Origin of the sequence: Pseudomonas sp. TNT2022 ID1044 (assembly GCF_028656895.1) — a bacterium.
Taxonomy (GTDB): domain Bacteria; phylum Pseudomonadota; class Gammaproteobacteria; order Pseudomonadales; family Pseudomonadaceae; genus Aquipseudomonas; species Aquipseudomonas reinekei.
This window is the reverse complement of the sequence record NZ_JAMDHB010000010.1, coordinates 16,222-40,951: the sequence shown is the minus strand read 5'-3', so window position 1 is coordinate 40,951 and position 24,730 is coordinate 16,222. Positions and strand designations below refer to the sequence as shown.

The 24,730-nt window shown below is 58.8% G+C and carries 23 protein-coding genes and 1 other RNA gene; 13 read left to right on the top strand and 11 right to left on the bottom strand.

What is annotated here, in order from left to right; translation table 11 throughout:
* Positions 1–95 precede the first annotated feature (95 nt).
* The 5 genes from carA to grpE all read right to left on the bottom strand — a co-directional run bounded on the left by carA (position 96) and on the right by grpE (position 6,314).
* Positions 96–1,232: a glutamine-hydrolyzing carbamoyl-phosphate synthase small subunit gene (carA, locus tag M5G20_RS15050; protein ID WP_075947686.1), complete on the bottom strand. Its 1,137-nt coding sequence runs from the start codon at positions 1,230–1,232 to the stop codon at positions 96–98.
* A gap of 259 nt (positions 1,233–1,491) precedes the next feature.
* Positions 1,492–2,295 (bottom strand): 4-hydroxy-tetrahydrodipicolinate reductase, encoded by an 804-nt coding sequence (gene dapB, locus M5G20_RS15045; protein WP_273919730.1) that lies wholly within the window; start codon positions 2,293–2,295, stop codon positions 1,492–1,494.
* Between the two features lie 10 nt (positions 2,296–2,305).
* Positions 2,306–3,430 carry a molecular chaperone DnaJ gene (gene dnaJ, locus M5G20_RS15040; RefSeq protein ID WP_007973132.1) on the bottom strand — a complete coding sequence of 375 codons (1,125 nt, stop codon included), beginning with the start codon at positions 3,428–3,430 and terminating at the stop codon, positions 2,306–2,308.
* A 298-nt stretch (positions 3,431–3,728) separates the two neighbouring features.
* Positions 3,729–5,645 (bottom strand): molecular chaperone DnaK, encoded by a 1,917-nt coding sequence (dnaK, locus tag M5G20_RS15035; RefSeq protein WP_273919728.1) that lies wholly within the window; start codon positions 5,643–5,645, stop codon positions 3,729–3,731.
* A 102-nt stretch (positions 5,646–5,747) separates the two neighbouring features.
* Positions 5,748–6,314, bottom strand: coding sequence for a nucleotide exchange factor GrpE (gene grpE, locus M5G20_RS15030; protein ID WP_075947688.1), 567 nt, complete (start codon positions 6,312–6,314; stop codon positions 5,748–5,750).
* Positions 6,315–6,553: 239 nt separating this feature from the next.
* Between grpE and recN the strand changes: the two genes are divergently transcribed.
* The gene (gene recN / locus M5G20_RS15025; RefSeq protein WP_273919725.1) at positions 6,554–8,227 is read left to right on the top strand and encodes a DNA repair protein RecN; all 1,674 of its coding nucleotides are present in this window, start codon (positions 6,554–6,556) and stop codon (positions 8,225–8,227) included.
* Between the two features lie 73 nt (positions 8,228–8,300).
* Here recN and fur read toward each other — a convergent pair whose 3' ends face one another.
* A complete protein-coding gene (gene fur, locus M5G20_RS15020; RefSeq protein WP_003197684.1) occupies positions 8,301–8,705 on the bottom strand; it encodes a ferric iron uptake transcriptional regulator in 405 nt (134 codons plus the stop codon).
* A gap of 97 nt (positions 8,706–8,802) precedes the next feature.
* On the opposite strand from fur, the gene M5G20_RS15015 reads away from it, so the two are divergent.
* The gene (locus M5G20_RS15015) at positions 8,803–9,330 is read left to right on the top strand and encodes an outer membrane protein assembly factor BamE (protein ID WP_273919720.1); all 528 of its coding nucleotides are present in this window, start codon (positions 8,803–8,805) and stop codon (positions 9,328–9,330) included.
* Positions 9,331–9,390: 60 nt separating this feature from the next.
* Here M5G20_RS15015 and M5G20_RS15010 read toward each other — a convergent pair whose 3' ends face one another.
* Genes M5G20_RS15010 through M5G20_RS15000 form a run of 3 tightly spaced genes read right to left on the bottom strand, consistent with a single transcriptional unit; the run spans position 9,391 to position 11,543 of the window.
* Positions 9,391–9,705 (bottom strand): RnfH family protein, encoded by a 315-nt coding sequence (locus M5G20_RS15010; RefSeq protein WP_273919719.1) that lies wholly within the window; start codon positions 9,703–9,705, stop codon positions 9,391–9,393.
* On the bottom strand, positions 9,698–10,132 hold the full coding sequence (locus tag M5G20_RS15005) for a type II toxin-antitoxin system RatA family toxin (RefSeq protein WP_150731771.1): 435 nt from the start codon (positions 10,130–10,132) through the stop codon (positions 9,698–9,700). The genes M5G20_RS15010 and M5G20_RS15005 overlap by 8 nt, the downstream gene beginning before the upstream one ends.
* 7 nt (positions 10,133–10,139) lie before the next feature.
* Entirely contained in the window at positions 10,140–11,543 is a 1,404-nt protein-coding gene (locus M5G20_RS15000) for a sodium-dependent transporter (RefSeq protein ID WP_150731770.1), read from the bottom strand.
* A 118-nt stretch (positions 11,544–11,661) separates the two neighbouring features.
* Between M5G20_RS15000 and smpB the strand changes: the two genes are divergently transcribed.
* Positions 11,662–12,144, top strand: coding sequence for an SsrA-binding protein SmpB (gene smpB, locus M5G20_RS14995; RefSeq protein WP_007915208.1), 483 nt, complete (start codon positions 11,662–11,664; stop codon positions 12,142–12,144).
* A 141-nt stretch (positions 12,145–12,285) separates the two neighbouring features.
* Here smpB and M5G20_RS14990 read toward each other — a convergent pair whose 3' ends face one another.
* Positions 12,286–13,053: an FCD domain-containing protein gene (locus M5G20_RS14990; RefSeq protein ID WP_150731769.1), complete on the bottom strand. Its 768-nt coding sequence runs from the start codon at positions 13,051–13,053 to the stop codon at positions 12,286–12,288.
* 262 nt (positions 13,054–13,315) lie between these two features.
* On the opposite strand from M5G20_RS14990, the gene M5G20_RS14985 reads away from it, so the two are divergent.
* The 10 genes from M5G20_RS14985 to M5G20_RS14940 all read left to right on the top strand — a co-directional run bounded on the left by M5G20_RS14985 (position 13,316) and on the right by M5G20_RS14940 (position 23,889).
* The gene (locus tag M5G20_RS14985) at positions 13,316–15,010 is read left to right on the top strand and encodes a lactate permease LctP family transporter (RefSeq protein WP_273919717.1); all 1,695 of its coding nucleotides are present in this window, start codon (positions 13,316–13,318) and stop codon (positions 15,008–15,010) included.
* Positions 15,011–15,161: 151 nt separating this feature from the next.
* Positions 15,162–15,986, top strand: a complete 825-nt coding sequence (locus M5G20_RS14980; RefSeq protein WP_273919715.1) for a (Fe-S)-binding protein — start codon at positions 15,162–15,164, stop codon at positions 15,984–15,986.
* Positions 15,983–17,437: a LutB/LldF family L-lactate oxidation iron-sulfur protein gene (locus M5G20_RS14975; RefSeq protein WP_273919714.1), complete on the top strand. Its 1,455-nt coding sequence runs from the start codon at positions 15,983–15,985 to the stop codon at positions 17,435–17,437. The genes M5G20_RS14980 and M5G20_RS14975 overlap by 4 nt, the downstream gene beginning before the upstream one ends.
* Complete coding sequence (locus M5G20_RS14970; RefSeq protein WP_273919713.1) at positions 17,437–18,108, top strand: LutC/YkgG family protein; 672 nt, start codon at positions 17,437–17,439, stop codon at positions 18,106–18,108. Before M5G20_RS14975 ends, M5G20_RS14970 begins: the two co-directional genes overlap by 1 nt.
* Positions 18,105–20,918 carry an FAD-binding and (Fe-S)-binding domain-containing protein gene (locus M5G20_RS14965; protein ID WP_273919712.1) on the top strand — a complete coding sequence of 938 codons (2,814 nt, stop codon included), beginning with the start codon at positions 18,105–18,107 and terminating at the stop codon, positions 20,916–20,918. Before M5G20_RS14970 ends, M5G20_RS14965 begins: the two co-directional genes overlap by 4 nt.
* Positions 20,919–21,060: 142 nt before the next feature.
* Positions 21,061–21,336 carry a hypothetical protein gene (locus tag M5G20_RS14960; RefSeq protein ID WP_273919711.1) on the top strand — a complete coding sequence of 92 codons (276 nt, stop codon included), beginning with the start codon at positions 21,061–21,063 and terminating at the stop codon, positions 21,334–21,336.
* A gap of 96 nt (positions 21,337–21,432) precedes the next feature.
* Positions 21,433–21,819, top strand: a transfer-messenger RNA (tmRNA) gene (ssrA, locus tag M5G20_RS14955).
* A gap of 464 nt (positions 21,820–22,283) precedes the next feature.
* On the top strand, positions 22,284–22,736 hold the full coding sequence (locus M5G20_RS14950; RefSeq protein ID WP_273919710.1) for an Ohr family peroxiredoxin: 453 nt from the start codon (positions 22,284–22,286) through the stop codon (positions 22,734–22,736).
* A 78-nt stretch (positions 22,737–22,814) separates the two neighbouring features.
* Positions 22,815–23,267: an Ohr family peroxiredoxin gene (locus M5G20_RS14945; RefSeq protein WP_273919709.1), complete on the top strand. Its 453-nt coding sequence runs from the start codon at positions 22,815–22,817 to the stop codon at positions 23,265–23,267.
* A 154-nt stretch (positions 23,268–23,421) separates the two neighbouring features.
* Entirely contained in the window at positions 23,422–23,889 is a 468-nt protein-coding gene (locus M5G20_RS14940) for a MarR family winged helix-turn-helix transcriptional regulator (RefSeq protein ID WP_273919708.1), read from the top strand.
* A 22-nt stretch (positions 23,890–23,911) separates the two neighbouring features.
* Here M5G20_RS14940 and M5G20_RS14935 read toward each other — a convergent pair whose 3' ends face one another.
* Positions 23,912–24,631, bottom strand: coding sequence for a hypothetical protein (locus M5G20_RS14935; RefSeq protein ID WP_273919707.1), 720 nt, complete (start codon positions 24,629–24,631; stop codon positions 23,912–23,914).
* Between the last annotated feature and the right edge of the window lie 99 nt (positions 24,632–24,730).

Genomic DNA, 24,730 nt, shown 5'->3' with positions numbered 1-24,730 from the left:
GTCAGTCGGCAAGCCGTCTTGTTCAATCTGTGAAGCCTTGAGGGGGCCGCCGGTTCCGGGACCACCCTCAAGCTTTGCTGCATCAGGGCGAGCGATCAGCGTCGCTTGGCCATCTCGTTGATGAAGCGATCGAACAATGGCGCTACGTCGTTCGGGCCAGGGCTGGCTTCCGGGTGGCCCTGGAAGCTGAAGGCGCTCTTGTCGGTACGCTCGATCCCTTGCAGGGTGCCGTCGAACAGCGATTTGTGGATCGCGCGGACGTTGGCTGGCAGGGTCGCTTCGTCTACCGCAAAACCGTGGTTCTGGCTGGTGATCATCACCACACCGGTATCCAGGTCCTGGACCGGGTGGTTGGCACCGTGGTGGCCGTGACCCATTTTCAGGGTCTTGGCGCCAGAGGCCAGGGCCAGCAGTTGGTGACCGAGGCAGATACCGAAGACCGGGATCTCGGTTTCTAGCACTTCCTTGATGGCCTGGATCGCGTAGTCACAAGGCTCAGGATCGCCTGGCCCGTTGGACAGGAACACGCCGTCCGGCTTCAGGGCCAGCACGTCGGCAGCAGGGGTCTGAGCAGGCACCACGGTCACGCGGCAGCCGCGCTCGACCAGCATGCGCAGGATGTTCACTTTGACGCCGTAGTCGTAAGCAACCACGTGGTACGGCAGCTCGGAAGCTTCGATGGTCGCGTGGCTGTCAGTTTTCAGATCCCAGACAGTCGAGCGCCATTCGTAGGCGTCCTTGGTGCTGACGACTTTCGCCAGGTCCATGCCTTTCAGGCCCGGGAAACCCTGGGCTGCGGCAATGGCGGCTTCTTCGGAAATGTTGTCACCGGCCATGATGCAGCCGTTCTGCGCGCCTTTTTCACGCAGGATGCGCGTCAGGCGGCGGGTGTCGATACCGGCGATGGCCACAACGTTGTTGGCCTTCAGGTAATCGGACAGGGACATCGTGTTACGCCAGTTGCTCGCAACCAGTGGCAGGTCACGAATGACCAGGCCAGCCGACCAGACACGGTTGGACTCGGCATCTTCCGGCGTGGTACCGGTGTTGCCAATGTGCGGGTAAGTCAGGGTAACGATCTGTTGGGCGTAGGAAGGATCGGTAAGGATTTCCTGATAGCCGGTCATTGCGGTGTTGAACACCACCTCACCAACGGTTTGACCGTCGGCTCCAATGGCTTCGCCGCGAAAAATGCTGCCATCAGCAAGGGCGAGTATGGCTGGCTTAGTCAAGAAGACCTCCCGTAAATAAAGCCTGAAAGGGCGATCGCAGGTTGTAAAAAAGCGGAGTGACGTATGGACACGTCACCCCGCTTCTTCACTGAATTATTCTGCGCGCTTTTAGTGGACACACTAAAGCTGTAGCTTACAGAAAAAGGCCTTTTTGGTCTACCGCCAATGAGCCTTAAAGGCTGGAGAATGCGACAGGACGTCGCTTGGCGGAACAAAACCGGGCTCAAGCGCTGTGCGCGAGCCCGGTTTCGGGTGCATCTTAACGCAGGTCGAGCACGTCTTGCATGTCGTAAAGACCAGGCTCACGCCCATCCAGCCACAATGCAGCGCGTACCGCACCCTTGGCGAAGGTCATACGACTGGATGCCTTGTGCGTGATCTCGACACGCTCACCATCAGCGGCGAACAGCACGGTGTGATCACCGACGATATCGCCAGCACGCACCGTGGCGAAACCGATGGTCTCGCGATCACGCGCACCGGTCTGACCTTCACGACCGTAAACCGCAACCTTCTTCAGGTCACGACCCAAGGCATCAGCGATCACTTCACCCATGCGTACGGCCGTGCCGGACGGCGCATCGACTTTATGCCGGTGGTGGGCTTCGGTGATCTCGATATCGACATCATCGCCCAACACCCGAGCAGCCGTGTCGAGCAGCTTCAGGCACAGATTCACACCCACGCTGAAGTTGGCGGCGAAGACGATCGGGATATCCTTGCCCGCCTCTGCCAGCAATTGCTTCTCTTCAACGCTGAAGCCGGTGGTGCCAATGATCATCGCCTTGCTGTGCTTGCGGCAGAAGGCGAGGTTCTTCAGGGTCACTGTTGGGTGCGTGAAGTCGATCAGGACGTCGAACTCATCGACCACTCGATCCAGATCGCCCGACAGCGGCACGCCGATGCGACCGATCGCAGCCAACTCACCGGCGTCAGCGCCGACCAGCGTGCTGTCAGGACGATCCACCGCCGCCGTCAAACCGGCACCCAGCGTTTGCTGAACAGCTTCAATCAGGGTCTTGCCCATGCGCCCGGCGGCGCCCATCACTGCTATACGTCGCATGCCTGCCTCCTTACAAATCGCCGAAGAAGCGCTTCACGCCTTCGAACCAGCCTGTGGTTTTCGGCGAATGGCTATTGTCGTCCGCCAGGGAACTGCGGAATTCCTCGAGCATTTCGCGCTGACGACGACTCAAGTTGACCGGCGTCTCGACCGCCACACGGCACATCAAGTCACCGGCACCGCCGCCACGCACTGGCGCCACGCCTTTGCCACGAACACGGAACTGCTTGCCGGTCTGAGTCCCTTCAGGGATTTTCAGTTTGACCCGACCATCAAGGGTCGGAATCTCCAGCTCGCCGCCCAGCGCCGCATCGACAAAGCTGATCGGCACTTCGCAGAACAGGTGCTTGCCATCGCGCTGGAAGATCGAGTGCTCGCGCACATTGATCACCACGTACAGGTCGCCAGTAGGGCCACCTTGTGCGCCCGCCTCGCCTTCGCCGGACAGGCGAATGCGGTCACCAGTGTCGACACCGGCCGGCACTTTCACGGACAGAGTCTTGTACTCTTCGACACGACCTTCGCCGTGGCAGGAATCGCACGGATCGGAAATGATCTTGCCCTGGCCATGGCAGCGCGGGCAGGTCTGCTGCACCGAAAAGAAGCCTTGCTGCATACGCACCTGGCCAATACCGCCACAGGTAGGGCACGTCACCGGCGAAGAACCTTTCTTCGCGCCCGAGCCATCGCACGGCTTGCAGTTGACCAGCGTCGGAACGCGGATATTCACGGTCGTGCCGCGCACCGCTTCTTCCAGATCCAGCTCCAGGGTGTAGCGCAAATCGCTGCCGCGCTGAGCACCGCCACGGGAACCGCCGCGACCGCCACCGAAAAAGTCACTGAAGACATCGCCAAAAATGTCGGAGAAGTTCTGACCACCGAAACCCGCGCCCCCACCACCCATGCTCGGGTCGACACCGGCATGGCCGTACTGGTCGTACGCCGCACGCTTGCTGGAATCGGATAGCACTTCGTAGGCCTCGTTGGCCTCCTTGAACATCTCTTCCGACGCTTTGTCATCGGGATTACGATCCGGGTGGTGCTTCATCGCCAGGCGACGATAGGCCTTTTTCAGGTCCGCTTCGCTTGAGCCTCGCTCAACACCCAATACTTCGTAATAGTCACGCTTTGCCATAAGTCATTTGCACCCTTGAGGACGTTCGGCAAACCTCTCCTGAACCCTGCCGAACTCGTTGAGCCCCAATACAGGCCCGGACCCAACTCACGTCAATTCAACGATCCTGGTCTTTGTTTCGATGTGGCACTTCAGGCTCGGAAAGCAGGAGCATTCCCGGCCATGCCAGCAGCACGCGAACGCGGTCGCATGCTGTAAAAATTCGCGTGTTCCAGACACGCCAACGCGGGAGCAAGCTCCCGCGCGGCGACATCCTACCAGTCACCGCCTGAAGGCAGTCAACCGGGCGACCAACAACTTACTTGTGGTCTTTTACTTCTTCGAACTCGGCGTCGACGACATCGTCAGCCTTCTCGGCCGACTCACCTTGCGGTGCCGCGCCTTCAGCTGGCTGAGCCTGCTCGGCGTACATTTTCTGAGCCACTGGCGCGGAGACCTTCGACAGCTCTTCAACCTTGGCTTCGATAGCAGCCTTGTCGTCGCCTTTAACAGCGGCTTCCAGGGCTACTACAGCGGCTTCGATTGCAGTCTTCTCTTCGGCGCTCACTTTGTCGCCTGCATCAGCGACCATTTTGCGCGTCGAGTGAACCAGTGCATCACCCTGGTTACGGGCAGCAGCCAGCTCTTCGAACTTGCGATCTTCGTCGGCGTTAGCCTCGGCATCACGCACCATGCGCTCGATCTCTTCGTCGGACAGACCGGAGTTGGCCTTGATCACGATCGACTGAGTCTTGCCAGTGGCCTTGTCCTTGGCGCCTACGTGCAGAATGCCGTTGGCATCGATGTCGAAGGTCACTTCGATTTGTGGCACGCCACGTGGTGCTGGTGGAATCTCGGCCAGGTCGAACTTGCCCAGGGACTTGTTCTGCGCAGCCTGCTTACGCTCACCTTGCAGCACGTGAATGGTCACGGCGCCCTGGTTGTCGTCGGCAGTCGAGAACACTTGCGATTTCTTGGTAGGAATCGTGGTGTTTTTCTCGATCAGCGCAGTCATCACGCCGCCCATGGTTTCGATACCCAGGGTCAGCGGACTGACGTCGAGCAGCAGAACGTCTTTAACGTCACCAGCCAGAACAGCGCCCTGAATCGCGGCACCCATGGCAACAGCTTCGTCCGGGTTCACGTCTTTACGAGCTTCTTTACCGAAGAACTCGGTGACCAGCTTCTGAACCAGTGGCATACGGGTCTGACCGCCGACCAGGATCACGTCGTTGATCGCGCCAACGTCGATACCGGAGTCTTTCAGCGCAATGCGGCAAGGCTCGATGGTACGTTGAACCAGGTCTTCAACCAGCGCTTCGAGCTTGGCACGGGAGATCTTCACGTTCAGGTGCTTAGGACCGGTGGCGTCTGCAGTGATGTACGGCAGGTTGACGTCGGTCGACTGAGCGGAAGACAGCTCGATCTTGGCTTTTTCAGCGGCTTCTTTCAGGCGCTGCATGGCCAGCGGATCACCCTTGAGGTTCATGCCGCTTTCTTTCTTGAATTCGTCGACGAGGTAGTCGATCAGACGAATGTCAAGGTCTTCACCACCCAGGAAGGTGTCGCCGTTGGTAGCCAACACTTCAAACTGGTGCTCGCCATCGACTTCAGCGATCTCGATCACGGAAACGTCGAAAGTACCGCCACCCAGGTCATAAACGATCACGGTGTGATCGCCCTTGGCCTTGTCCATACCGTAAGCCAGAGCGGCTGCGGTTGGCTCGTTGATGATACGTTTTACGTCCAGGCCCGCGATGCGGCCGGCGTCTTTGGTAGCTTGACGCTGGCTGTCGTTGAAGTAGGCCGGAACGGTGATCACCGCTTCGGTCACTGGCTCGCCGAGGTAGTCTTCGGCGGTCTTCTTCATTTTCTTCAGAATTTCAGCCGAGATTTGTGGTGGAGCCATTTTCTGGCCATTCACTTCAACCCAAGCGTCGCCGTTGTCTGCCTTGGAGATCTTGTAAGGCACCATCTGGATGTCTTTCTGTACAACTTCTTCTTCGAAGCGACGACCGATCAGACGCTTCACCGCGTACAGGGTGTTATGCGGATTGGTCACAGCCTGACGCTTGGCGGACTGGCCGACCAGGATTTCGCCATCGTTGGCGTAAGCGATGATCGACGGCGTGGTACGCGCGCCTTCGGCGTTTTCAATAACTTTGGCTACGCCGTTTTCAAGTACGGAGACGCAGGAGTTGGTAGTCCCCAGGTCGATACCGATAATTTTGCCCATGTTCACTCTCCCGAAACTTTGGATTTGGTTGCCGCAGCAGTGGTGGCTAACTGCGGTAGCACTTAAACGCTTGACTTCTAAATGGGGGCCTTGCGGCTAATTTCAAGCCTGTTCGTCAATCGAAGGCGAAACCGGCGCAGGGGCCTTGCTGACCACGACCATCGCCGGGCGCAGCAGGCGACCGTTGAGCTGGTAGCCCTTCTGGAACACCTTGAGCACGCTGTTCGGCTCGAGATCAGCACTTTCCTGCATGGCCATCGCCTGATGAAGAACGGCGTTGAACGGTTCGCCATGCGGATCGATCGCTTCCAGCTGATAACGCTTCAGGGTGTCCTGAAACATTTTCAGGGTCAGCTCGATGCCTTCGCGCATTGGACGGATGCTTTCGTCATCCGGGCTCGACAACTCAAGGCCACGCTCGAGACTGTCGATGATCGGCAGCAGGTCGCCGGCGAATTTTTCCAACGCGAATTTGTGAGCCTTTTCTACATCCTGCTCGGCGCGACGGCGGACGTTCTGCAGATCGGCGGCTACACGCAAAGCTTGATCCTGCGCGCCTGCCAGCTGCTCTTCGAGCACTTGTACACGGGCCGCCAGGTCATCACCCGAAGCTTGAGGAGCCTGATCGGCGTCTTGATTTTGCGTATCCACTGTCTGTTCGTCAGCCATAGAATTCTCCTTTCAATATCGTCCGCGAGCTCGACTCGCGCTTCTGCCAGCTATATGGGGCCGCAAAATCGGGCTTCAAGGGGGGCAATGTGATTAACCCTACAAAAAGCTCTGCATTGGTTTTGCTTGCTGCGCTAACGATTTCGTCGGATCAAGCGAAACGAGCCAAGCGAGGGCATTGTCAGCCAGAAACAAAACACTGTATAAATAACCAGACCTAAAGCCTGGGAGCGGCCTTTATGCTGGTGCACCTGTCCGTACATAACTACGCCATCGTTGAACATCTCGATCTCGAACTCGATCGCGGAATGAGCGTGATCACGGGTGAAACCGGCGCCGGCAAGTCGATCATGCTCGACGCGCTGGGCCTGACGCTGGGCGATCGCGCCGACAGTGGCGTGGTCCGTCCCGGCGCAGACAAGGCCGACATCCTGGCAACCTTCGACCTGGCTGACATTCCGGAAGCCAGCACCTGGCTGGCCGAACGCGACCTCGAGAACGACGGCCCGTGCATCCTGCGCCGGGTGATCACCGCCGAAGGACGTTCACGCGGCTATATCAATGGCACGCCCTGCCCGCTCGGCGACCTCAAGGCGCTGGGCGAGTTGCTGATCGATATCCACAGCCAGCACGAGCACCAATCCCTGCTCAAGACCGATACCCACCGCCGCCTGCTCGACGAGTACGCCGGCGCAACCGATCTCGCCCGCCAGGTGCAGCTCGCCGCCCAGCGCTGGCGCCAGACACGCCAGGAGCTCGAACGCCTTTCCAATTCCGGCGATGAACAACGCGCCCGCCATCAACTGCTCAGCTATCAACTGGAAGAGCTGGAAAACCTCGGCCTGGGCGACAACGAACTGGAAGAGCTGGAACAGGAACACAAAAACCTGACCAATGCCGAAACCTTGTTGGGGATTTGCCGGCAAGTGGTCGAGCAATGCAGCGAAAGCGACTCCGGCAACGTATTGAATGCTCTTACCGCCAGCCTCAACCGCCTGTCGAGCGCGAACAGCTCCATTGGCGCACTCGGCGAAGCCAGCAGCCTGCTGACCAGTGCCCAGATCCAGGTTGAGGAGGCCGTGGGCGAGCTAAACCGCTTTCTCGACAATTTCGATGCCGACCCCGCGCGCCTCCAGTATCTGGAAGAGCGTCTCGACGCGATTTACACCATGGCGCGCAAACATCGCATCCAGCCGACCGAAGTCGCGGAGATGCAGCAACGCCTGCTGGATGAAATCGAAACCCTGAATGCCAACGACGAATCCATCGAGCGACTGAGCGAAGAGCTGGCGTCCTATGCCCGTCATTATCAGGAGAAGGCCCGGGAGCTGAGTGACTTGCGCCACCAGGCATCAAGCAGCCTGGCCAGCGCCGTGGAGCAGGAAATCCAGCGCCTGGGCATGCCCGGCGGTCGCTTCACCATTGAGCTTCGCCCTAATAGCAGCGATGAACTGCTGCCGAACGGCCTCGAACAGGTCGAACTGCTGGTCAGCGCAAACCCGGGCCAGCCATTGAAGGCCCTGGCGAAAGTGGCATCCGGCGGCGAGCTGTCGCGGATCAGCCTGGCGATTCAGGTCATCACCGCACAGACCTCTCGCGTGCCGACCCTGGTGTTCGACGAAGTGGACGTGGGCATTGGTGGCCCGACGGCCGAAATTGTCGGCCAGTTGCTGCGTCGACTCGGCGAGCGCGGACAGGTGCTGACCGTGACCCACTTGCCGCAAGTCGCGGCACAGGGGCACCAGCATCTTTTTGTCCACAAGGTACGAGGCAAAGACGCCACTCGCACGGCCGTCTCCAAATTGAGCAAGAACGATCGCGTGGAAGAGGTCGCCCGAATGCTGGGCGGCATCGATCTCACCAAGGAGTCCCTGGCTCACGCGAAAAAAATGGTGGTAGCAGCAAAAATTTAAGGCAGACAGAAAGCACGAAGGCGACCCTGAGGTCGCCTTCGTTCGTTTCGCGAACGCGGTTCGCGCGACATGCTTACTTTTTCTTGCGTACGTACAGCACCAGATTGTGATCAACCATCTCGAAACCGTACTTGTCGACGATGGCTTTCTGCAGGCGCTCGATTTCTTCGTCGAAGAATTCGATCACTTCGCTGGTTTCGACGTTGACCATATGGTCGTGATGCTTACCGTCGTCCAGTTCGAAGACCGCGTGGCCTCCGTCGAAGTTGTGCCGCACCACAAGGCCAGCTGCCTCGAACTGAGTCAGTACACGGTAAACCGTGGCCAGACCGACGTCCTCGCCAGCCTCCATCAGCGCCTTATAAACATCTTCAGCACTCATGTGGCGTTGCTCGGCGGAATCGAGCATTTGCAGAATTTTGACCCGTGGCAGGGTCACTTTGAGGCCGGCTTTGCGTAGTTCGCTATTTTCAACCATGGTCAGCTTTCTCGCGATGCTGCTTCGCAGCTTCTCTTAATGCGGGTATGATCGGCGTTTACGTTGTCCCAGCCAAGATAGTGGAAGTCGCCCACCGATGCAAAACACCAAGCTCTTGCTAACCAGTTTCACCTTTGTGGGACTGCTCGCACTCGCCGGTTGTTCATTCCCCGGGGTTTACAAAATCGACATCCAGCAGGGCAATGTCGTCACGCAGGACATGATAGACCAGTTACGCCCGGGAATGACCCGAAAGCAAGTACGGTTTATCATGGGTAACCCTCTGCTGACCGACACGTTCCATGCCGATCGCTGGGATTACCTGTACAGCCTGCAACCAGGGGGCGGTGAACGCCAACAGGAACGCATTAGCGTTATCTTCAACCCAAATGACCAGCTTGTCAGCCTCTCTGGCGATTTCATGCCAGGCGTGAGCCGCGACGAAGCGATTCTCGGCAAGGACAGTGACACCACCGTCACTGCACCGGCAGAAAACGTCGAGAAGCCGAAACCGGAAAAACCGGTCAAGCCAGGTTCGTTGCTGGATCAGATTCAAAAGGACGTCGACGGCGTAGAAACCGTTCCTGTCCCGACTCCAGAACCACTGGACACCTCGCCGCAATAATTTGCGACGCAATAAAAAACCCGGCATGTCCGGGTTTTTTGTTGCCTGCTGTTTTGTCACTCATTGATTCCGGGCTTTAGCCTCCGCCGCCTTGGCAGCCCGAAGTCGCCGGACTTCTTTGGGATCAGCCAGCAGCGGCCGGTAAATCTCGATTCGATCTCCCGACTGAACCGCTCGGGTGTCGGGATCGCCAATCACCTTGCCGAAGATGCCCACCGGGCATTCAGCCAAATCCAGCTCGGCAAACACATCACCGATCCCGGACTTCAACAATGCAGCACGAACCGTCGTCCCCGCCGGCACCGTGACCGGCGTGAGCACTTGACGATCTTCAGCGGCATACACCACCTCAGCCTCGATCATCGCCTTAACCATACATTTGCTTGGCACGCTGGCAGAACGCATCCACCAGCGTATTGGCGGCCTGATTGAACAACGGCCCCAAGGTGGCGCGAATAATCGGCCCTGCGTAGTCAAACGACAGGTCCAGGCTGATCTTGCAGGCTTTCTCGCCCAACGGCTTGAAGACCCAGACGCCGTGCAGCTGAGTGAACGGCCCTTCTTCAAGGTTCATCTCGATCGATTGACCCGGCACCAGGGTATTGCGCGTCACGAAATGCTGACTGAGGCCGCCCTTGGCCACACCGACGCTGGCGCGCATGTGTTCGGGAGAACTTTCCAGGACTTCAGCCGTTGAGCACCACGGCAGGAATTCCGGATACCGCGCCACGTCGTTGACCAGGTCATAAAGCGCTTGCGCCGGATACGGCAGCAGGGCTGAACGTGAAATGTGTGTCGTCATGTCAGCGTTACTTCCAGAGCTGGGCGGCAAACACTACGAGAATGCCGATGGGCGCCACATAGCGCATCAAGAACAGGGACAGTGCGAACAATGCCGGGTTGCGGATCGACAACTCCTCACGCACCGCGTCACGACCCATCACCCAGCCTGCAAACACCACGAAACACAGTCCCCCGAGTGGCAGCATGATCCGCGAGGTGAAGAAATCGATCACGCCGAAGAAGTCGAGACCGCCTGCCGCTCCCCATTGGTAGAGGTGGAACAACCCGCCTTCGTTCACGAAAAACTTGGCTTCCTTCCAGATATTGAAGGAAAACACCGTGCCCAGACCGACAAACCAGCAGATGAAAGCCAGCCAGAAAGTGACCCAGGCCCGACTGATTTTCGAGCGCTCGACCAAGTAAGCCACCATGGGTTCGAGCAGCGAGATGGCCGAACTCCAGGCCGCAATCGCAACCAACACGAAGAACACTACGCCCATCAACTGGCCAAACGCTACGTTGCCGAAGGCAAAAGGCAGGCTGACAAACATCAGGCCAGGGCCTTCGCTCGGGTTCAACCCCCCGGCAAATACAATCGGAAAGAGCGCCAGACCGGCGACCAGTGAAACGAAGGTATCAAGCAGCGCCACGCCAACAACAGTGCCGGATATGGACGAGTTCTTCGGCATGTAGGCGCCGTAGATCATGATCGAACCAACGCCGACACTCAGGGAAAAGAAGGCATGCCCCATCGCTGGCAGCAAGCCGTCCATGACCTTTTCCGGGTGGAAGTCGAACATGAAATGCACGCCTTCCATGAAGTGCCCGGTGGTCATGCTGTAGCCCAGCAACACAAGGATCATCACAAACAATAGCGGCATCATGATCCGCAAGCTGCGTTCAAGCCCGGCCACCACACCCTTGGCAATCACCACGGCCGACAGCAGCATGAAAACGGTGTGCCAAAGCGTCAGCCGCCATGGATCGGCGATCACGGCACCAAAGTAAGCGCCCACCTGATCGGGCGTCGCGCCCTGGAAGTCGCCACGCCCCATGTCGATGATGTAATCCAGCGACCAGCCGCCAACAACGCTATAGAAAGAGAGGATCAGCAACGCCGTGATCATCCCGGCGAATGCGCCCCACGACCACTTGGCCGAATGCCCCGCCTCCAGCGCCAGCACCTTCAAGGCATTGGCCGGGCTCTGCCGGGCGCGCCGACCGATCAGGGTTTCCGCGAGCATCACCGGTACACCGATCAGCGCGATACAGGCCAGGAACATCAGCACAAACGCGCCGCCGCCGTAGACGCCAACCATGTAGGGGAATTTCCAGATACTACCCAAGCCCACGGCCGAACCGGTCGCGGCGAGTATGAAGACCCAGCGGCTAGCCCAACTGCCGTGGACAGAAACCTTGTCTGTCGACATCGTTATCACGCCCAAGCGTTCGAAAAAGAGCGCGCATTGTCCGGGATTCAATCAACCTGCTCAAGCACGTAGCAACACCGTAGCCGACTCGCTTGCAACTCCCTATAATGCCGCCCCTATGGCTAAACAGAAGAAACACCCAACAGGGACCATCGCGCAGAATAAAAAGGCGCGACACGATTACTTCATCGAGCATAAGTTCGAGGCTGGTCTGGTCCTGGCCGGCTGGGAAGTAAAAAGTCTGCGGGCAAGCAAGCTGCAGCTGGTTGACAGTTATGTGCTGCTCAAGGATGGCGAAGCCTGGCTGCTCGGCAGTCACATTACGCCCCTGATGACAGCCAGCACTCACGTCATCGCTGATCCGGTGCGCACCCGTAAATTGCTGCTCAACCGACGCGAGCTCGAAAAGCTCGCCGCCGCTGTGCAGCAGAAGGGTTACGCCTGCGTGTGCCTGTCCTGGTATTGGAGCAAGCACATGGTCAAGTGCGAGATCGCACTGGGCAAGGGCAAGAAGGAATACGACAAGCGCGATACCGAGCGCGAGCGCGATGCCGGTCGCGAGCTGCAGCGTGCGGTGCGCAACAAGGGCAAGGAAGATTAATTTCATTCCTTGAGAGCAAGATCGCCAGCAAGCCGGCTCCTACAGAATCCAGCCCGCCATAAAATTATCGGCGGACCACGATACCTTTAGGAGCCGGCTTGCTGGCGATTGCTATTGGACTGCCAACGCTCAGCCCCCCGACTACATTCCCTTGCGCCGCTCCGCCCGCGCCACGCGCTGCACTTCCTGGCGCACCTCCTCCAGCACCTCCTGCACATACAGAATGTGTCGACTGGAGACTTCTCGCGCCTGTTCCGCCCGCCCCTCGATAATCGCCTGATACAACTCCCGATGCTGCGTGATCAGCATGTCTCGGGTTTCGGTGCGCTGCTTGTACATGCCGCCGATGTTGGTCACCACGTTGCGCTTGAGCAAATCGAACAGCCCGCGAATGGTGTGCAGCAACACTGCGTTATGACTGGCCTCGGCGATCGCCAGATGGAATTTCGCATCGGCCGCGCCCTCTTCGGCGCGACTCACTTCATCGTGACGCGAATAACAATCCTGCAACTCATTGAACGCCGCAGTCAGCCGCTCGCGGTCGACATCCGTGGCGCGCAATGCCGCGTAATAGGCACAGGACGCTTCCAGGGTGTGGCGGAACTCCAGCAGATCGCGCTGAGCCTCGGGATTACTCTCCAGCAATTGCAGCAGCGGATCACTGAACGTCGTGCCCAACGACTCCACCACGTAATTGCCGCCGCCCTGGCGACTGACCAGCAAGCCCTTGGCCGTCAGTTTTTGAATGGCCTCACGCAGCGAAGGGCGCGAGACGCCGAACTGCTCGGCCAGCGCACGCTCGGCCGGTAAGCGCTCTCCGGCCTTCAACGTGCCCTCGAGGATCATGCCCTCAAGCTGCTCGACAATATCGTCAGACAAACGGCGCTGACGAATCTGATCAAACCCCATAACTCATTTTCTCCACGATCCGACGGCGCGCCGGCGCTCTATTCTGGCCCATTGCTGCCGCGTCGGCACCTGCCATACAGCACTTGATCAAACACAAGGCCAATTCTTGAGGGCCACGTATTCGACAAAAGTTTTAGGGCGGCAAATTGACACGCCACCTTCAAGGCTTTTACCCTAGCCAACAGCGATTGTAAATTGGTATTACCAATTATCCAAGAACGCTGATCAGTGCCTGACCAACAACAATTAGGGGCCACCCCATATGCAAACCTGGCAACAGCTCTACAGCCCGCTCGGAAGCCTCGGTTTATCCGCGCTCGCGGCCGTTATTCCGATCGTGTTTTTCTTTCTGGCTCTGGCCGTGTTCCGTCTCAAGGGACACGTCGCCGGTAGCATCACGCTGGCCTTGTCGATCCTGGTGGCAATTTTTGCCTTCCAGATGCCGGTCGACATGGCTTTCGCCGCTGCGGGCTACGGTTTCGCCTACGGTCTGTGGCCGATTGCGTGGATCATCGTGGCGGCTGTTTTCCTTTACAAACTGACGGTCAAGAGTGGCCAGTTCGAAGTGATCCGCAGCTCGGTGCTGTCGATTACCGATGACCAACGCCTGCAAGTGCTGCTGATCGGCTTCTGCTTCGGTGCCTTCCTCGAAGGTGCGGCCGGTTTCGGCGCGCCGGTGGCGATTACCGCCGCCCTGCTGGTCGGTCTGGGGTTCAACCCGCTGTACGCCGCAGGCCTGTGCCTGATCGCGAACACTGCGCCAGTGGCCTTCGGCGCCCTGGGGATTCCGATCATCGTCGCCGGGCAAGTAACCGGCATCGACGCGTTCAAGATCGGCGCCATGACCGGTCGCCAACTGCCACTGCTGTCGCTGTTCGTGCCGTTCTGGCTGGTGTTCATGATGGATGGTCTGCGCGGCGTCCGCGAAACCTGGCCTGCTGCACTGGTTGCCGGGTTGAGCTTCGCCGTGACCCAATACTTCACCTCGAACTTCATCGGCCCGGAACTGCCGGACATCACTTCGGCCCTGGCCAGCCTGGTCTCTCTGACCCTGTTCCTGAAAGTCTGGCAACCAAGACGCGCCGCCGGCCAGCATATCGTCGGCGCCGTCTCGGCATCCGTGGTCACCGCCAATGCCGGTGGTTTCGGTCAGAAGCGCATCACCGTGGCATCGCCTTACAGCCTCGGAGAAATCTTCAAGGCCTGGTCGCCGTTCCTGATCCTGACCGTGCTGGTCACCATCTGGACCCTGAAACCGTTCAAGGCGATGTTTGCCGCCGGCGGTTCGATGTACAACTTCGTGTTCAACTTCGCCATTCCGCATCTTGATCAGATGGTGATCAAGGTTGCGCCGATCGTGGCGAACCCGACGGCCATTCCAGCCGTGTTCAAGCTCGACCCGATTTCCGCGACCGGCACGGCGATTTTCTTCTCCGCGCTGATCTCGATGCTGGTCCTGAAGATCAATCTCAAAACTGGTCTGACCACTTTGAAAGAGACCTTCTACGAACTGCGCTGGCCGATCCTGTCCATCGGCATGGTGCTGGCTTTCGCATTCGTCACCAACTACTCGGGCATGTCGTCGACCATGGCCCTGGTGCTGGCCGGCACCGGTGCAGCTTTCCCGTTCTTCTCGCCGTTCCTCGGTTGGCTGGGCGTGTTCCTGACCGGCTCTGATACCTCGTCCAACGCACTGTTCGGTTCTCTGCAAGCAACCACCGCACACCAGATCGGCGTCAACGACACCTTGCTGGTGGCGGCGAACACCAGTGGTGGCGTGACCGGCAAGATGATCTCGCCACAGTCGATCGCCGTGGCCTGCGCCGCGACGGGGCTGGTGGGCAAGGAATCGGACCTGTTCCGCTTCACGCTCAAGCACAGTCTGTTCTTCGCAACCATTGTCGGCTTGATCACATTGGCTCAGGCCTATTGGCTCACCGGCATGCTGGTGCACTAAGCGCCACAACCGATACGGAAAAAACCGACGCCGGACCACGATTCCGGCGTCAGCTATTCACAACCCGGTCTGTAAGGCTGCTGAAAGAATCTCACTCTATATTCAGCGGCCTCAGCGGACGGATAACCGGGCCCACCCGGAGACACGCCTGATGAGCGAGCTTTTTTACAACGCTGTGCCGAATGCGACCCGTGTCGCCCCGCCACTGCCTGAACCTCGGCAATACCCCAGCGAGAAACCGCAACGGGTGTACCTGTTCGGGACCTGCGTAGTCGACTTGTTCTACCCGGAAGCCGGAATGGACGCGATCCATTTGCTGGAGCGCGAAGGTATCCGTGTCGAGTATCCGCAAGGGCAAAGCTGCTGCGGACAACCGGCGTACACCTCGGGTTATACCGAGCAAGCCCGGACCGTGGCGCGCTCGCAACTGGCGTTATTCACCGGGGATTATCCGGTGGTGGTGCCGTCAGGTTCCTGCGCCGGCATGTTGCGCGAGCACTATGCCGACTTGTTCAAGGACGAGCCGGACACGTTGCAACAGGTTGAGGCACTGGCTGCCAGAACCTATGAACTCACCGAGTTCCTGTTGTTTGTCTGCAAGGTGCAGCTCAAGGACAGCGGCGAACCGGTAAAGGTAGCGTTGCACACGTCATGTTCGGCACGCCGTGAAATGAACACCCACCTGCACGGCCGTGAGCTGTTATCGCAGCTGAGCAATGTGGAGCGAGTCGACCATAGCCATGAAAGTGAATGCTGTGGCTTCGGTGGGACTTTCAGCGTCCGTATGCCAGACATTTCCGGCGCGATGGTGGCTGACAAGACCCGATCGTTGAAGGACTCCGGTGCGCACAAGGTGCTCAGTGCCGACTGCGGTTGCCTGATGAACATCAACGGCTCGCTGGAAAAACAGAAGGAAGCGTTACGCGGTCAGCATCTGGCCAGTTTCCTCTGGCAGCGAACCGGAGGTGCCCAATGAGCGCCGCCGAGATTATTCCTACGGTCGCCGTGGAAGAAGATTTCCGCACCCGGGCGCACGAGGCCTTGGGTGATGCGCAATTGCGCGGCAACTTCCGCAAGGCGATGGATTCATTGATGACCAAGCGGGCAGCGGCTTTCAGCGATGCCCACGAAAGAGAACATTTACGCGCGCTGGGCAACGCTGTTCGCGCCCGAGCGTTATCGAAGTTGCCCGAATTGCTCGAGCAACTTGAACAGAACCTGACCCGCAACGGTGTGACAGTGCACTGGGCGGAAACGGTGGACGAGGCCAATGGCATCGTCCTCTCGATCATCCGCGCTCACGAGGGGCGGCAAGTGATCAAGGGTAAATCGATGGTCAGCGAAGAGATGGAGATGAATCATGTCCTCGCTGAACAAGGCATTGAATGCCTGGAATCGGACATGGGCGAGTACATCGTCCAGCTCGACCACGAGAAGCCTTCTCACATAATTATGCCGGCGATCCACAAGAACGCCGGTCAGGTCGCGTCCTTGTTCCACGACAAACTTGGAGTGGAATACACCAAGGACGTTGACCAACTCATTCAGATCGGTCGCAGAGTCCTGCGGCAGAAATTCTTTGAAGCGGACATCGGCGTTTCCGGTGTCAACTTCGCCGTGGCCGAAACCGGCACCCTGCTGCTGGTGGAAAACGAAGGCAACGGCCGCATGACCACCACCGTGCCACCGGTGCACATCGCCGTCACCGGCATCGAAAAAGTCGTGGAAAACCTGCGCGACGTGGTGCCGCTGCTGTCACTGCTGACCCGTTCCGCCTTGGGTATCCCGATCACGACCTACGTCAACATGATTTCCGGCCCGCGCAAGGAACACGAACTCGACGGCCCGCAGGAAGTGCATCTGGTACTGCTCGACAACGGTCGCAGCCAGGCCTTCGCCGATAGCGAACTGCGCCAGACCCTGAACTGCATTCGCTGTGGCGCCTGTATGAATCATTGCCCGGTCTACACGCGAATTGGCGGCCACGCCTATGGGGAGGTCTACCCCGGCCCTATCGGAAAAATCATCACCCCGCACATGGTTGGCCTGGCGAAAGTCCCGGATCATCCGAGCGCCTCTTCGTTGTGCGGTGCCTGCGGTGAAGTGTGCCCGGTGAAAATTCCTATTCCCGCGTTGTTGCGCCGCTTGCGCGAAGAGAACGTCAAAGCGCCGGACAGCAGCCATCAAGTAATGCGCGGCCAAGGCAGCAAGTACTCGCGCAAGGAACGCTTCATCTGGAATGCCTGGGCAAAACTCAATAGCTCACCGGCGCTGTATCGACTGTTCGGTCTGGCCGCGACACGCCTGCGCGCGCTCACGCCGAGCAAGGTTGGCCCGTGGACACAAAACCACAGCGCCCCGAAACCCGCTGCCCGTTCATTGCATGACATGGCTCGCGAGCATCTGGCCAAACAGGGAGATCGTTGATGAGCGCCAAGCAAAACATCCTCGCCAAACTGCGTAAAAGTCTGACAGGCACCACGCCGGTGGCTGACAACTTCGATGTCGATCTGGTGACGCAGCCTTACACCTACACTCCGGAACAACGCATCCCGCAACTGCGCAAACTGATGGAAGCGGTGCACACGGAAATCCATCTGACCTCGGGTGACGGCTGGCCTGAACTGCTCGGCCAGTTGGTAACGGATCGCCGGTTACCGAGCCTGTTGATCGCACCGACCACACCTCACGGGCAGCGTGTCGCACAGCATTGGGAGAACAATCCCGACCTGCCGACGCTCAAGGCCTATGATCGTCCGATCGAGGAATGGAAAGCCGAGTTGTTCAACGACACCCCGGCGAGCCTGACCACGACTCTCGGCGCAATCGCCGCAACCGGTAGCCTGATCATCTGGCCGACGCGGGAAGAGCCGCGCATGATGAGCCTCGCGCCACCGGTGCATTTCGCCCTGCTCAAGGCCAGTGAAATTCGCGACAACTTTTATCAGGTGCAGCAGGAGTTCGAATGGGCGCAAGGCATGCCGACCAACGCCTTGCTGGTGTCCGGCCCGTCGAAAACCGCTGACATTGAACAAGTGCTGGCCTACGGCGCCCACGGTCCGAAAGACCTGGTGGTACTGATCCTGGAGGACCAATGAGTCTACCGGCCGCTTTCCTGCGTGATACGCAGCAACTGATTCCACCGCAGCGGCGTTTCGACGATCCGCTGTCGACGTTGGCCTTCGGCACTGACGCCAGTTTCTACCGGCTGATTCCGCAACTGGTAATCCGCGTCGAATCCGAAGATGAAGTGGTGGCGTTGCTGAAACTGGCCCAGCGCGATCAAGTGCCGGTGACCTTCCGCGCCGCCGGCACCAGCCTCTCCGGCCAGGCGATCAGCGATTCTGTGCTGATCGTGCTTGGGGATAACTGGAACGGTCGCGAAATCCGTGGCCAAGGCACGCAAATTCGCCTGCAACCCGGCGTGATCGGCGCCCAGGCCAATGCCTGGCTGGCGCCGTTCGGGCGCAAGATCGGCCCGGACCCGGCATCGATCAATGCCTGCAAAATCGGCGGCATCGTCGCCAACAATGCCAGCGGCATGTGCTGCGGCACGGCGCAAAATACCTATCACACCCTGGCTGGCATTCGACTGGTGCTGGCCGATGGCAGCCGCCTCGACACGGAAGATGCCGCCAGTGTCGCGGCGTTTCGGCAAAGCCATGCAGAGTTGCTTGAACGCTTGGCGACGTTGGGTCGCGAGACCCGCGCCAATGCCGAACTGGCTGCCAGGATTCGCCACAAATACCGTCTGAAAAATACCACCGGCCTGTCACTCAACGCCCTGGTGGATTACGACGAGCCTGTGGATATCTTGAGCCACTTGTTGGTGGGTTCCGAAGGCACGCTCGGATTCATCAGCGCGGTGACCTACGACACAGTGATCGATCACCCGAACAAGGCCTCGGCGCTGATCGTGTTCCCGGATGTGGAAACCTGCTGCAACGCCGTCACCGTGCTGAAAAGCCAGCCAGTGTCGGCAGTCGAACTGCTGGACCGACGCAGTTTGCGCTCGGTGCAGAGCAAACCCGGCATGCCCGCTTTCGTACAGCATCTGTCGAATAATGCCTGCGCCCTGCTGATCGAATCCCGCGCAGCGTCGTCCACATTGCTGCACGAACAACTGGCGCAGATCATGGCGTCACTGGCATCGTACCCGGTGGAGAAGCAAGTTGACTTCACCGAAGATCCGCTGGAAAACGCCCGTCTCTGGGCGATCCGCAAGGACACTTTCCCCGCCGTCGGTGCGGTGCGCAAAACCGGGACCACGGTGATCATCGAAGACGTGACCTTCCCGGTGGAACAGCTGGCCATCGGCGTGAATCGCCTGATCGAGTTGTTCGACAAACATCACTACGACGAGGCGATCCTTTTCGGACACGCGCTGGAAGGTAATCTGCACTTCGTCTTCACCCAGGGCTTCAACAGCCCGGAAGAAGTCGCACGCTACCAGGCGTTCATGGATGACGTGGCGCAATTGGTCGCAGTGGAATTCGGCGGTTCGCTGAAGGCTGAACACGGCACCGGGCGCAACATGGCGCCGTTCGTTGAGCTGGAATGGGGCAGCGACGCCTATCAGTTGATGTGGCAGCTCAAGCGACTGCTCGATCCCAGCGGCATTCTCAACCCGGACGTGGTGCTCAGCGAAGATCCGCAGATCCACCTCAAGCACTTGAAACCCTTGCCGGCCGCCGACGAGATTGTGGATAAGTGCATCGAATGCGGATTCTGCGAGCCGGTTTGCCCGTCAAAAGGCCTGACCCTGAGCCCGCGCCAGCGCATCGTGATCTGGCGTGATATCCAGGCGAAGAAACGCGCCGGGGTCGACACCCGCGAACTCGAGGCCGCTTACGAATATCAGGGCATCGATACCTGCGCCGCGACCGGGCTCTGTGCACAACGTTGCCCTGTAGGAATTAACACCGGCGAGCTGGTGAAAAAACTTCGCGGCCAGCACGCTACCCATACGAAAACCGCTAACTGGCTTGAAGGCAATTTCGCCACGGCACTGCAAGGCGCACGTTTCACCCTGCACGTGGCCAACGGTGCGCGGATGTTGCTCGGTGCCCCACGACTGACGAAGTGGTCGGCAACGCTGACGCGCTTGTCCAAAGGCCAGGTCCCGCAGTGGACCAACGCCATGCCGCAACCGGAAAAAGCCATTCGCTTCAGCCCGTCGGTGACCGATGAACGCCCGCGCGTGGTGTATCTGGCGGCTTGTGTTTCTCGGGCCATGGGGCCGGCAGCCGGCGACAAGGAGCAAATGTCGCTGTACGACAAAACCCGAGGCCTGCTGGAAAAAGCCGGGTATCAAGTGATCTTCCCGGACCATCTGGACAACCTCTGCTGCGGCCAGCCGTTTGCTTCCAAGGGTTATGCCGAACAGGCCGAACACAAACGCCAGGAACTGATCGGCGCCCTGCTCCACGCCAGCCGTGGCGGCCTCGACCCGATTTACTGCGACACCAGCCCCTGCACCTTGCGCCTGACTCAGGACTTGGGCGATGTGCGTCTGGACCTGTACGACCCGGTGCGTTTCATCCGCACACATTTGATGGATCGACTGGACTTCACGCCGCAGGAAGCGCCGATCGCCGTGCATGTCACCTGCAGCACGCAACACCTGGGCGAGAGCCAGGCGCTGATCGATCTGGCGCGCAAGTGCAGCAACAACGTGGTGATTCCCGAAGGCATTCACTGCTGCGGGTTTGCCGGAGACAAGGGCTTTACCACCCCTGAGTTGAACGCCCATTCCCTGCGCACCTTGAAAGATGCCGTGCAGTACTGCGAGGAAGGCATCTCCACCAGTCGCACCTGTGAGATAGGCCTGAGTCAGCACGGCGGGATCGATTATCACGGGCTGGTGTATCTGGTTGACCGGGTGACGCAAGCTCGCCGATACCCCTAGGTGCCGCCCCTCGTAAAAAAAACCGAATTCCTGCGCGCGGCTATAGTCATTTGACTAGGCCCTATGAAAGGGGCTTATAACCACCTCGGCAAGCGGCCCCCTTCACCGGCAGCACCGAGCCCACAAGCGCAAGGAGATACCCATGAAGCACTCTGCAATGGCTGGATTGTTCATTTCTGCTGCACTGTTGGCGTCGCCGGCTTTTGCGGCGGATAAAGACCTGTGTGCCGGGAATATTCAACAAATAAGCGATTTCGTGGACAGTGCGCCCTCCCTTCCTGAAGGCACAATGGACACCGTAAAAGCTGCACTGACCAAAGCGAAAGCCTCTCAGGCAGCCGGGAACGATAAGGATTGCGTCGAAGTCACCTCGGGCATCATCACCAAAATGCAGATTCGAAACCCGACCCGGAACTGATCCCAGACAAGGCCAACCTTCAGGTTGGCCTTCCGGGCCACTTTGACGTAGACTGTGCAGGCTTGTTGCTCATCGTGATTCACGAGCAATGAGTTCGGGGCCGTTTAGGATTCGACGCCGGTTGCGAAACTTTAGGTGCATGCCGAGTTGGTAACAGAACTCGTAAATCCACTGTTGCAACTTCTTATAGTTGCCAATGACAAAGACTACGGTGTTGATAACGCAGCTCTGGCTGCCTAAAACACTTCTGGTGCCTTCGGGCCCAGCAATCACCAGGGGATGTCTGTAAACCCGAAGTGATTGTCATATAGAACAGAATCGCCGTGCAGTACGTTGTGGACGAAGCGGCTAAAACTTACACAACTCGCCCAAAGCACCCTGCCCGTCGGGTCGCTGAGGGTTAACTCAATAGACACGGCTACGCATGTAGTACCGACAGCGGAGTACTGGCGGACGGGGGTTCAAATCCCCCCGGCTCCACCACTTCATCATCTAAAGACGTCCACGGACGTCTTTTTTTGTGCCTGCGATTCAGTAACCCCCTCCAGCTTTCGCCTCCGCCTCAACAGTCTCTGCTCCGCGCAGTTGGCGAGCACGGGTCACCAGTACCCTTGAACTTTTCGGATGACGCACGCGATGCCCATTCCTACCGCTCATCGTCCTGGCGAAAAATAATCTTTGACATCGTTGGGGCTTTCGCAGAATATAAACACATCGCATACGATTTAATCGAAAGCGATTATAAACACAAACCCCATTGCCGTTTGGAGATTCAACCATGAACACCGCAAGCACCCACACCATGTTCACCACCACCGCTCGCGCTGCCCAAGGTCACAACGGCAACAACTGGATCACTGCAGCAACCGATTGCTAAACCCATTTTCACGGCACATATATCGCATACGATTAGATCGCACAAACTAACAACCTTGAGGAATCATCCCATGAGCAAAATCGAAAAAGTACTGGCCACCGGCAAAACCCACACCACCCTGAGCAACGCCGGCACCACCTCGCGCGGCCATAACGGCACCCTCGACATCGAGCTGTCGTCTCCCGGTTCTGCCCAGCCGGCCCACGTGTTTGCTGCCACCCAACCGCATCCGAAAGCCGAGCAATTGTTCGCCGGGGCATGGTCGGCCTGCTACACCGCAGCGGTTGGCCTGGTTGCCGCCGAGCGCAACATCGCACTGCCGGCAGACCTGGCCGTCGACATCGAAGTAGACCTGGGTCAGACGGGGCCGGCCTACTTCCTTCAGGCCCGCGTGACCCTGCGCGTTCCGGGGTTGGCACACGACGTCGCGACCGAACTGGCGCATATCGCCGATTCCATCTGCCCGTACTCCAAAGCGACACGCGGCAATATCGACGTAGCCCTGAACGTAATTACGGCCTGATGCCTGGGCGCAGCACTAAAGTCGCATACGATTAAAACGCACACAAATCACACAATCAGTAATCCTGAGGAAATCATCATGAGCAAGATCGAAAAAGTATTGGCCAGCGGCAAAACCCACACCACCCTGAGCAGCGCCGGTACCACCTCGCGCGGCCATAACGGCAACCTCGATATTGAGCTGTCGTCCCCCGGCAGTGCCACCCCGGCACACCTTTTCACCGGCGTGCAGCCGCACCCGAAAGCCGAGCAACTGTTCGCCGGAGCGTGGTCAGCCTGCTACATCGCCGCCGTGGGTCTGGCCGCACAACAGTTGAAGGTGACGCTGCCGGCCGATACCGCTGTCGACATCGAAGTTGATCTGGGACAGACCGGCGCGGCCTACTTCCTCCAGGCCCGACTGACCCTGCGCGTGCCCGGCCTGTCACACACAATCGCCACCGAACTGGCACACAACGCCGATGCCATCTGCCCGTACTCCAAGGCAACACGCGGCAACATTGATGTCGCCATCAACATCCAGACCGCGTAACGCAGTCCATGGTCGGTTCGCCAGGGGCTACCTGATGAACCGGCCGAGCACAGGTGGACAATGAGACGCAGAGGTCTGAGCCCTTCCGACACCATCGTATGCGATGTATAGTCCGGACTTGCAATTCATCCGTCCTTGCCCAGAGAGAATGCGCATGAAAGCCAGTGACAAGACATCCGCCCTCGACCTGAAGCTTGCCGACTTCCTGTGTTTTGCGGTCTATTCCTCCAACCTCGCCTTCGGCAAGGCTTACAAGCCAATGCTCGAAAGGCTCGGCCTGACTTATACGCAGTACATCACCCTCGTCGTGCTGTGGGAGCAGGACAACCAGACCGTCGGCAGCCTCGGCGAAAAGCTCTTCCTTGAATCCAACACCCTCACGCCGATCCTGAAGAAGCTGGAAGCGATGGGGTATCTGCGGCGCCAACGCGACCCGGAAGATGAACGCCAGGTACGGATCAGCCTGACGAAAGAAGGACGAAAGCTTCGCGAAGAATTGACCGAAGAGGGTTTCCCGCAAACCGGTCTTGATCCGGACGAATTCGTGCAAATGCAGCAGGCCATTGTAAAACTGCGCGACAACCTCATCCGCTCGACGAAAGACCGTCACGACGCCGACTAACCTGAGCTTTACCCGAAAAGATTCAACTCAAGCGAAAGTCGCTCAAATCGATCGACACCATGAGCCGCTCCCGCAGCGGCTGTAGTTTTTCATCCCGCAGATAAGCTCTGCGCCGCGTCGGAAAACGAAGGCCCTGGGCCTCGACGTAATCACTCACGTACTGCGCCGCGGCAAACCCGCCGGCGATATCGACGTGGTAGTCATGTCGGCGCAATAGACCGTTGTCCCCGAAGTAGAGATCCTGCAAGCGACAGTGGCTGGCAATGTCATCCGCAAACTCGACGCGCAAACCGCGCCAGGCTTCGGAGCCTTCTTGCCAAGGCGCAATTTCAGTGACTTTGAAACCCGACATGACCATGAAAAACGGTGTAGTGAGATAGGTCCACATCGCGTATCCGCTGAAGTAAGCGCGGTGCAATGGGTCCCAGGGTGTGTCCAGGTCATGCCCGACGAAGGCTTCGCGAGGGTTCAGCCTTTCGCGCACGATCTCGCCTTGCGTGGTTTCGATAGCGATGTAGTCAGCCCTGAATGCCGTGCGCCAATCCGGGTTGCCGAACGGCGTTACCGAAGCGCGTTGCTGCTGAAGACTGACAGTCATCTCGCGGGGCATCGCGTCCTGCACCACGCCCTTTATCCCCCACAATTCACCGCCCGAAACGATGGTGGCCTTGACCGTGTTGAAGCGTTTCCAGCGCTCCAGACCGCCATGGGCGTCTAGCACTTTGTTCAGTAGATCGCTCATGGCTGGCTCCTTGAAGGTTGGCATTGATTAAAGAATAGGCCTTGGTGTCCATTTCGTTGCTGTAGCCGACGGCAGAATCCTGGCCCACAAAAAAGGCAC

Excerpts from the sequence above, each read along its gene's own strand:
- dnaJ (WP_007973132.1), bottom strand. The coding sequence starts at position 3,430 with ATGGCAAAGCGTGACTATTACGAAGTATTGGGTGTTGAGCGAGGCTCA.
- M5G20_RS15000 (WP_150731770.1), bottom strand. The coding sequence starts at position 11,543 with ATGTCGACAGACAAGGTTTCTGTCCACGGCAGTTGGGCTAGCCGCTGG.
- grpE (WP_075947688.1), bottom strand. The coding sequence starts at position 6,314 with ATGGCTGACGAACAGACAGTGGATACGCAAAATCAAGACGCCGATCAG.
- M5G20_RS14935 (WP_273919707.1), bottom strand. The coding sequence starts at position 24,631 with ATGAGCGATCTACTGAACAAAGTGCTAGACGCCCATGGCGGTCTGGAG.
- M5G20_RS14990 (WP_150731769.1), bottom strand. The coding sequence starts at position 13,053 with ATGGGGTTTGATCAGATTCGTCAGCGCCGTTTGTCTGACGATATTGTC.
- recN (WP_273919725.1), top strand. The coding sequence starts at position 6,554 with ATGCTGGTGCACCTGTCCGTACATAACTACGCCATCGTTGAACATCTC.
- dnaK (WP_273919728.1), bottom strand. The coding sequence starts at position 5,645 with ATGGGCAAAATTATCGGTATCGACCTGGGGACTACCAACTCCTGCGTC.
- M5G20_RS14950 (WP_273919710.1), top strand. The coding sequence starts at position 22,284 with ATGAGCAAAATCGAAAAAGTACTGGCCACCGGCAAAACCCACACCACC.
- M5G20_RS14960 (WP_273919711.1), top strand. The coding sequence starts at position 21,061 with ATGAAGCACTCTGCAATGGCTGGATTGTTCATTTCTGCTGCACTGTTG.
- M5G20_RS14945 (WP_273919709.1), top strand. The coding sequence starts at position 22,815 with ATGAGCAAGATCGAAAAAGTATTGGCCAGCGGCAAAACCCACACCACC.
- M5G20_RS15015 (WP_273919720.1), top strand. The coding sequence starts at position 8,803 with ATGCAAAACACCAAGCTCTTGCTAACCAGTTTCACCTTTGTGGGACTG.
- M5G20_RS15010 (WP_273919719.1), bottom strand. The coding sequence starts at position 9,705 with ATGGTTAAGGCGATGATCGAGGCTGAGGTGGTGTATGCCGCTGAAGAT.
- M5G20_RS14980 (WP_273919715.1), top strand. The coding sequence starts at position 15,162 with ATGAGCGAGCTTTTTTACAACGCTGTGCCGAATGCGACCCGTGTCGCC.
- M5G20_RS14940 (WP_273919708.1), top strand. The coding sequence starts at position 23,422 with ATGAAAGCCAGTGACAAGACATCCGCCCTCGACCTGAAGCTTGCCGAC.
- M5G20_RS14985 (WP_273919717.1), top strand. The coding sequence starts at position 13,316 with ATGCAAACCTGGCAACAGCTCTACAGCCCGCTCGGAAGCCTCGGTTTA.
- fur (WP_003197684.1), bottom strand. The coding sequence starts at position 8,705 with ATGGTTGAAAATAGCGAACTACGCAAAGCCGGCCTCAAAGTGACCCTG.
- dapB (WP_273919730.1), bottom strand. The coding sequence starts at position 2,295 with ATGCGACGTATAGCAGTGATGGGCGCCGCCGGGCGCATGGGCAAGACC.
- M5G20_RS14975 (WP_273919714.1), top strand. The coding sequence starts at position 15,983 with ATGAGCGCCGCCGAGATTATTCCTACGGTCGCCGTGGAAGAAGATTTC.
- M5G20_RS14965 (WP_273919712.1), top strand. The coding sequence starts at position 18,105 with ATGAGTCTACCGGCCGCTTTCCTGCGTGATACGCAGCAACTGATTCCA.
- M5G20_RS14970 (WP_273919713.1), top strand. The coding sequence starts at position 17,437 with ATGAGCGCCAAGCAAAACATCCTCGCCAAACTGCGTAAAAGTCTGACA.
- M5G20_RS15005 (WP_150731771.1), bottom strand. The coding sequence starts at position 10,132 with ATGACGACACACATTTCACGTTCAGCCCTGCTGCCGTATCCGGCGCAA.
- smpB (WP_007915208.1), top strand. The coding sequence starts at position 11,662 with ATGGCTAAACAGAAGAAACACCCAACAGGGACCATCGCGCAGAATAAA.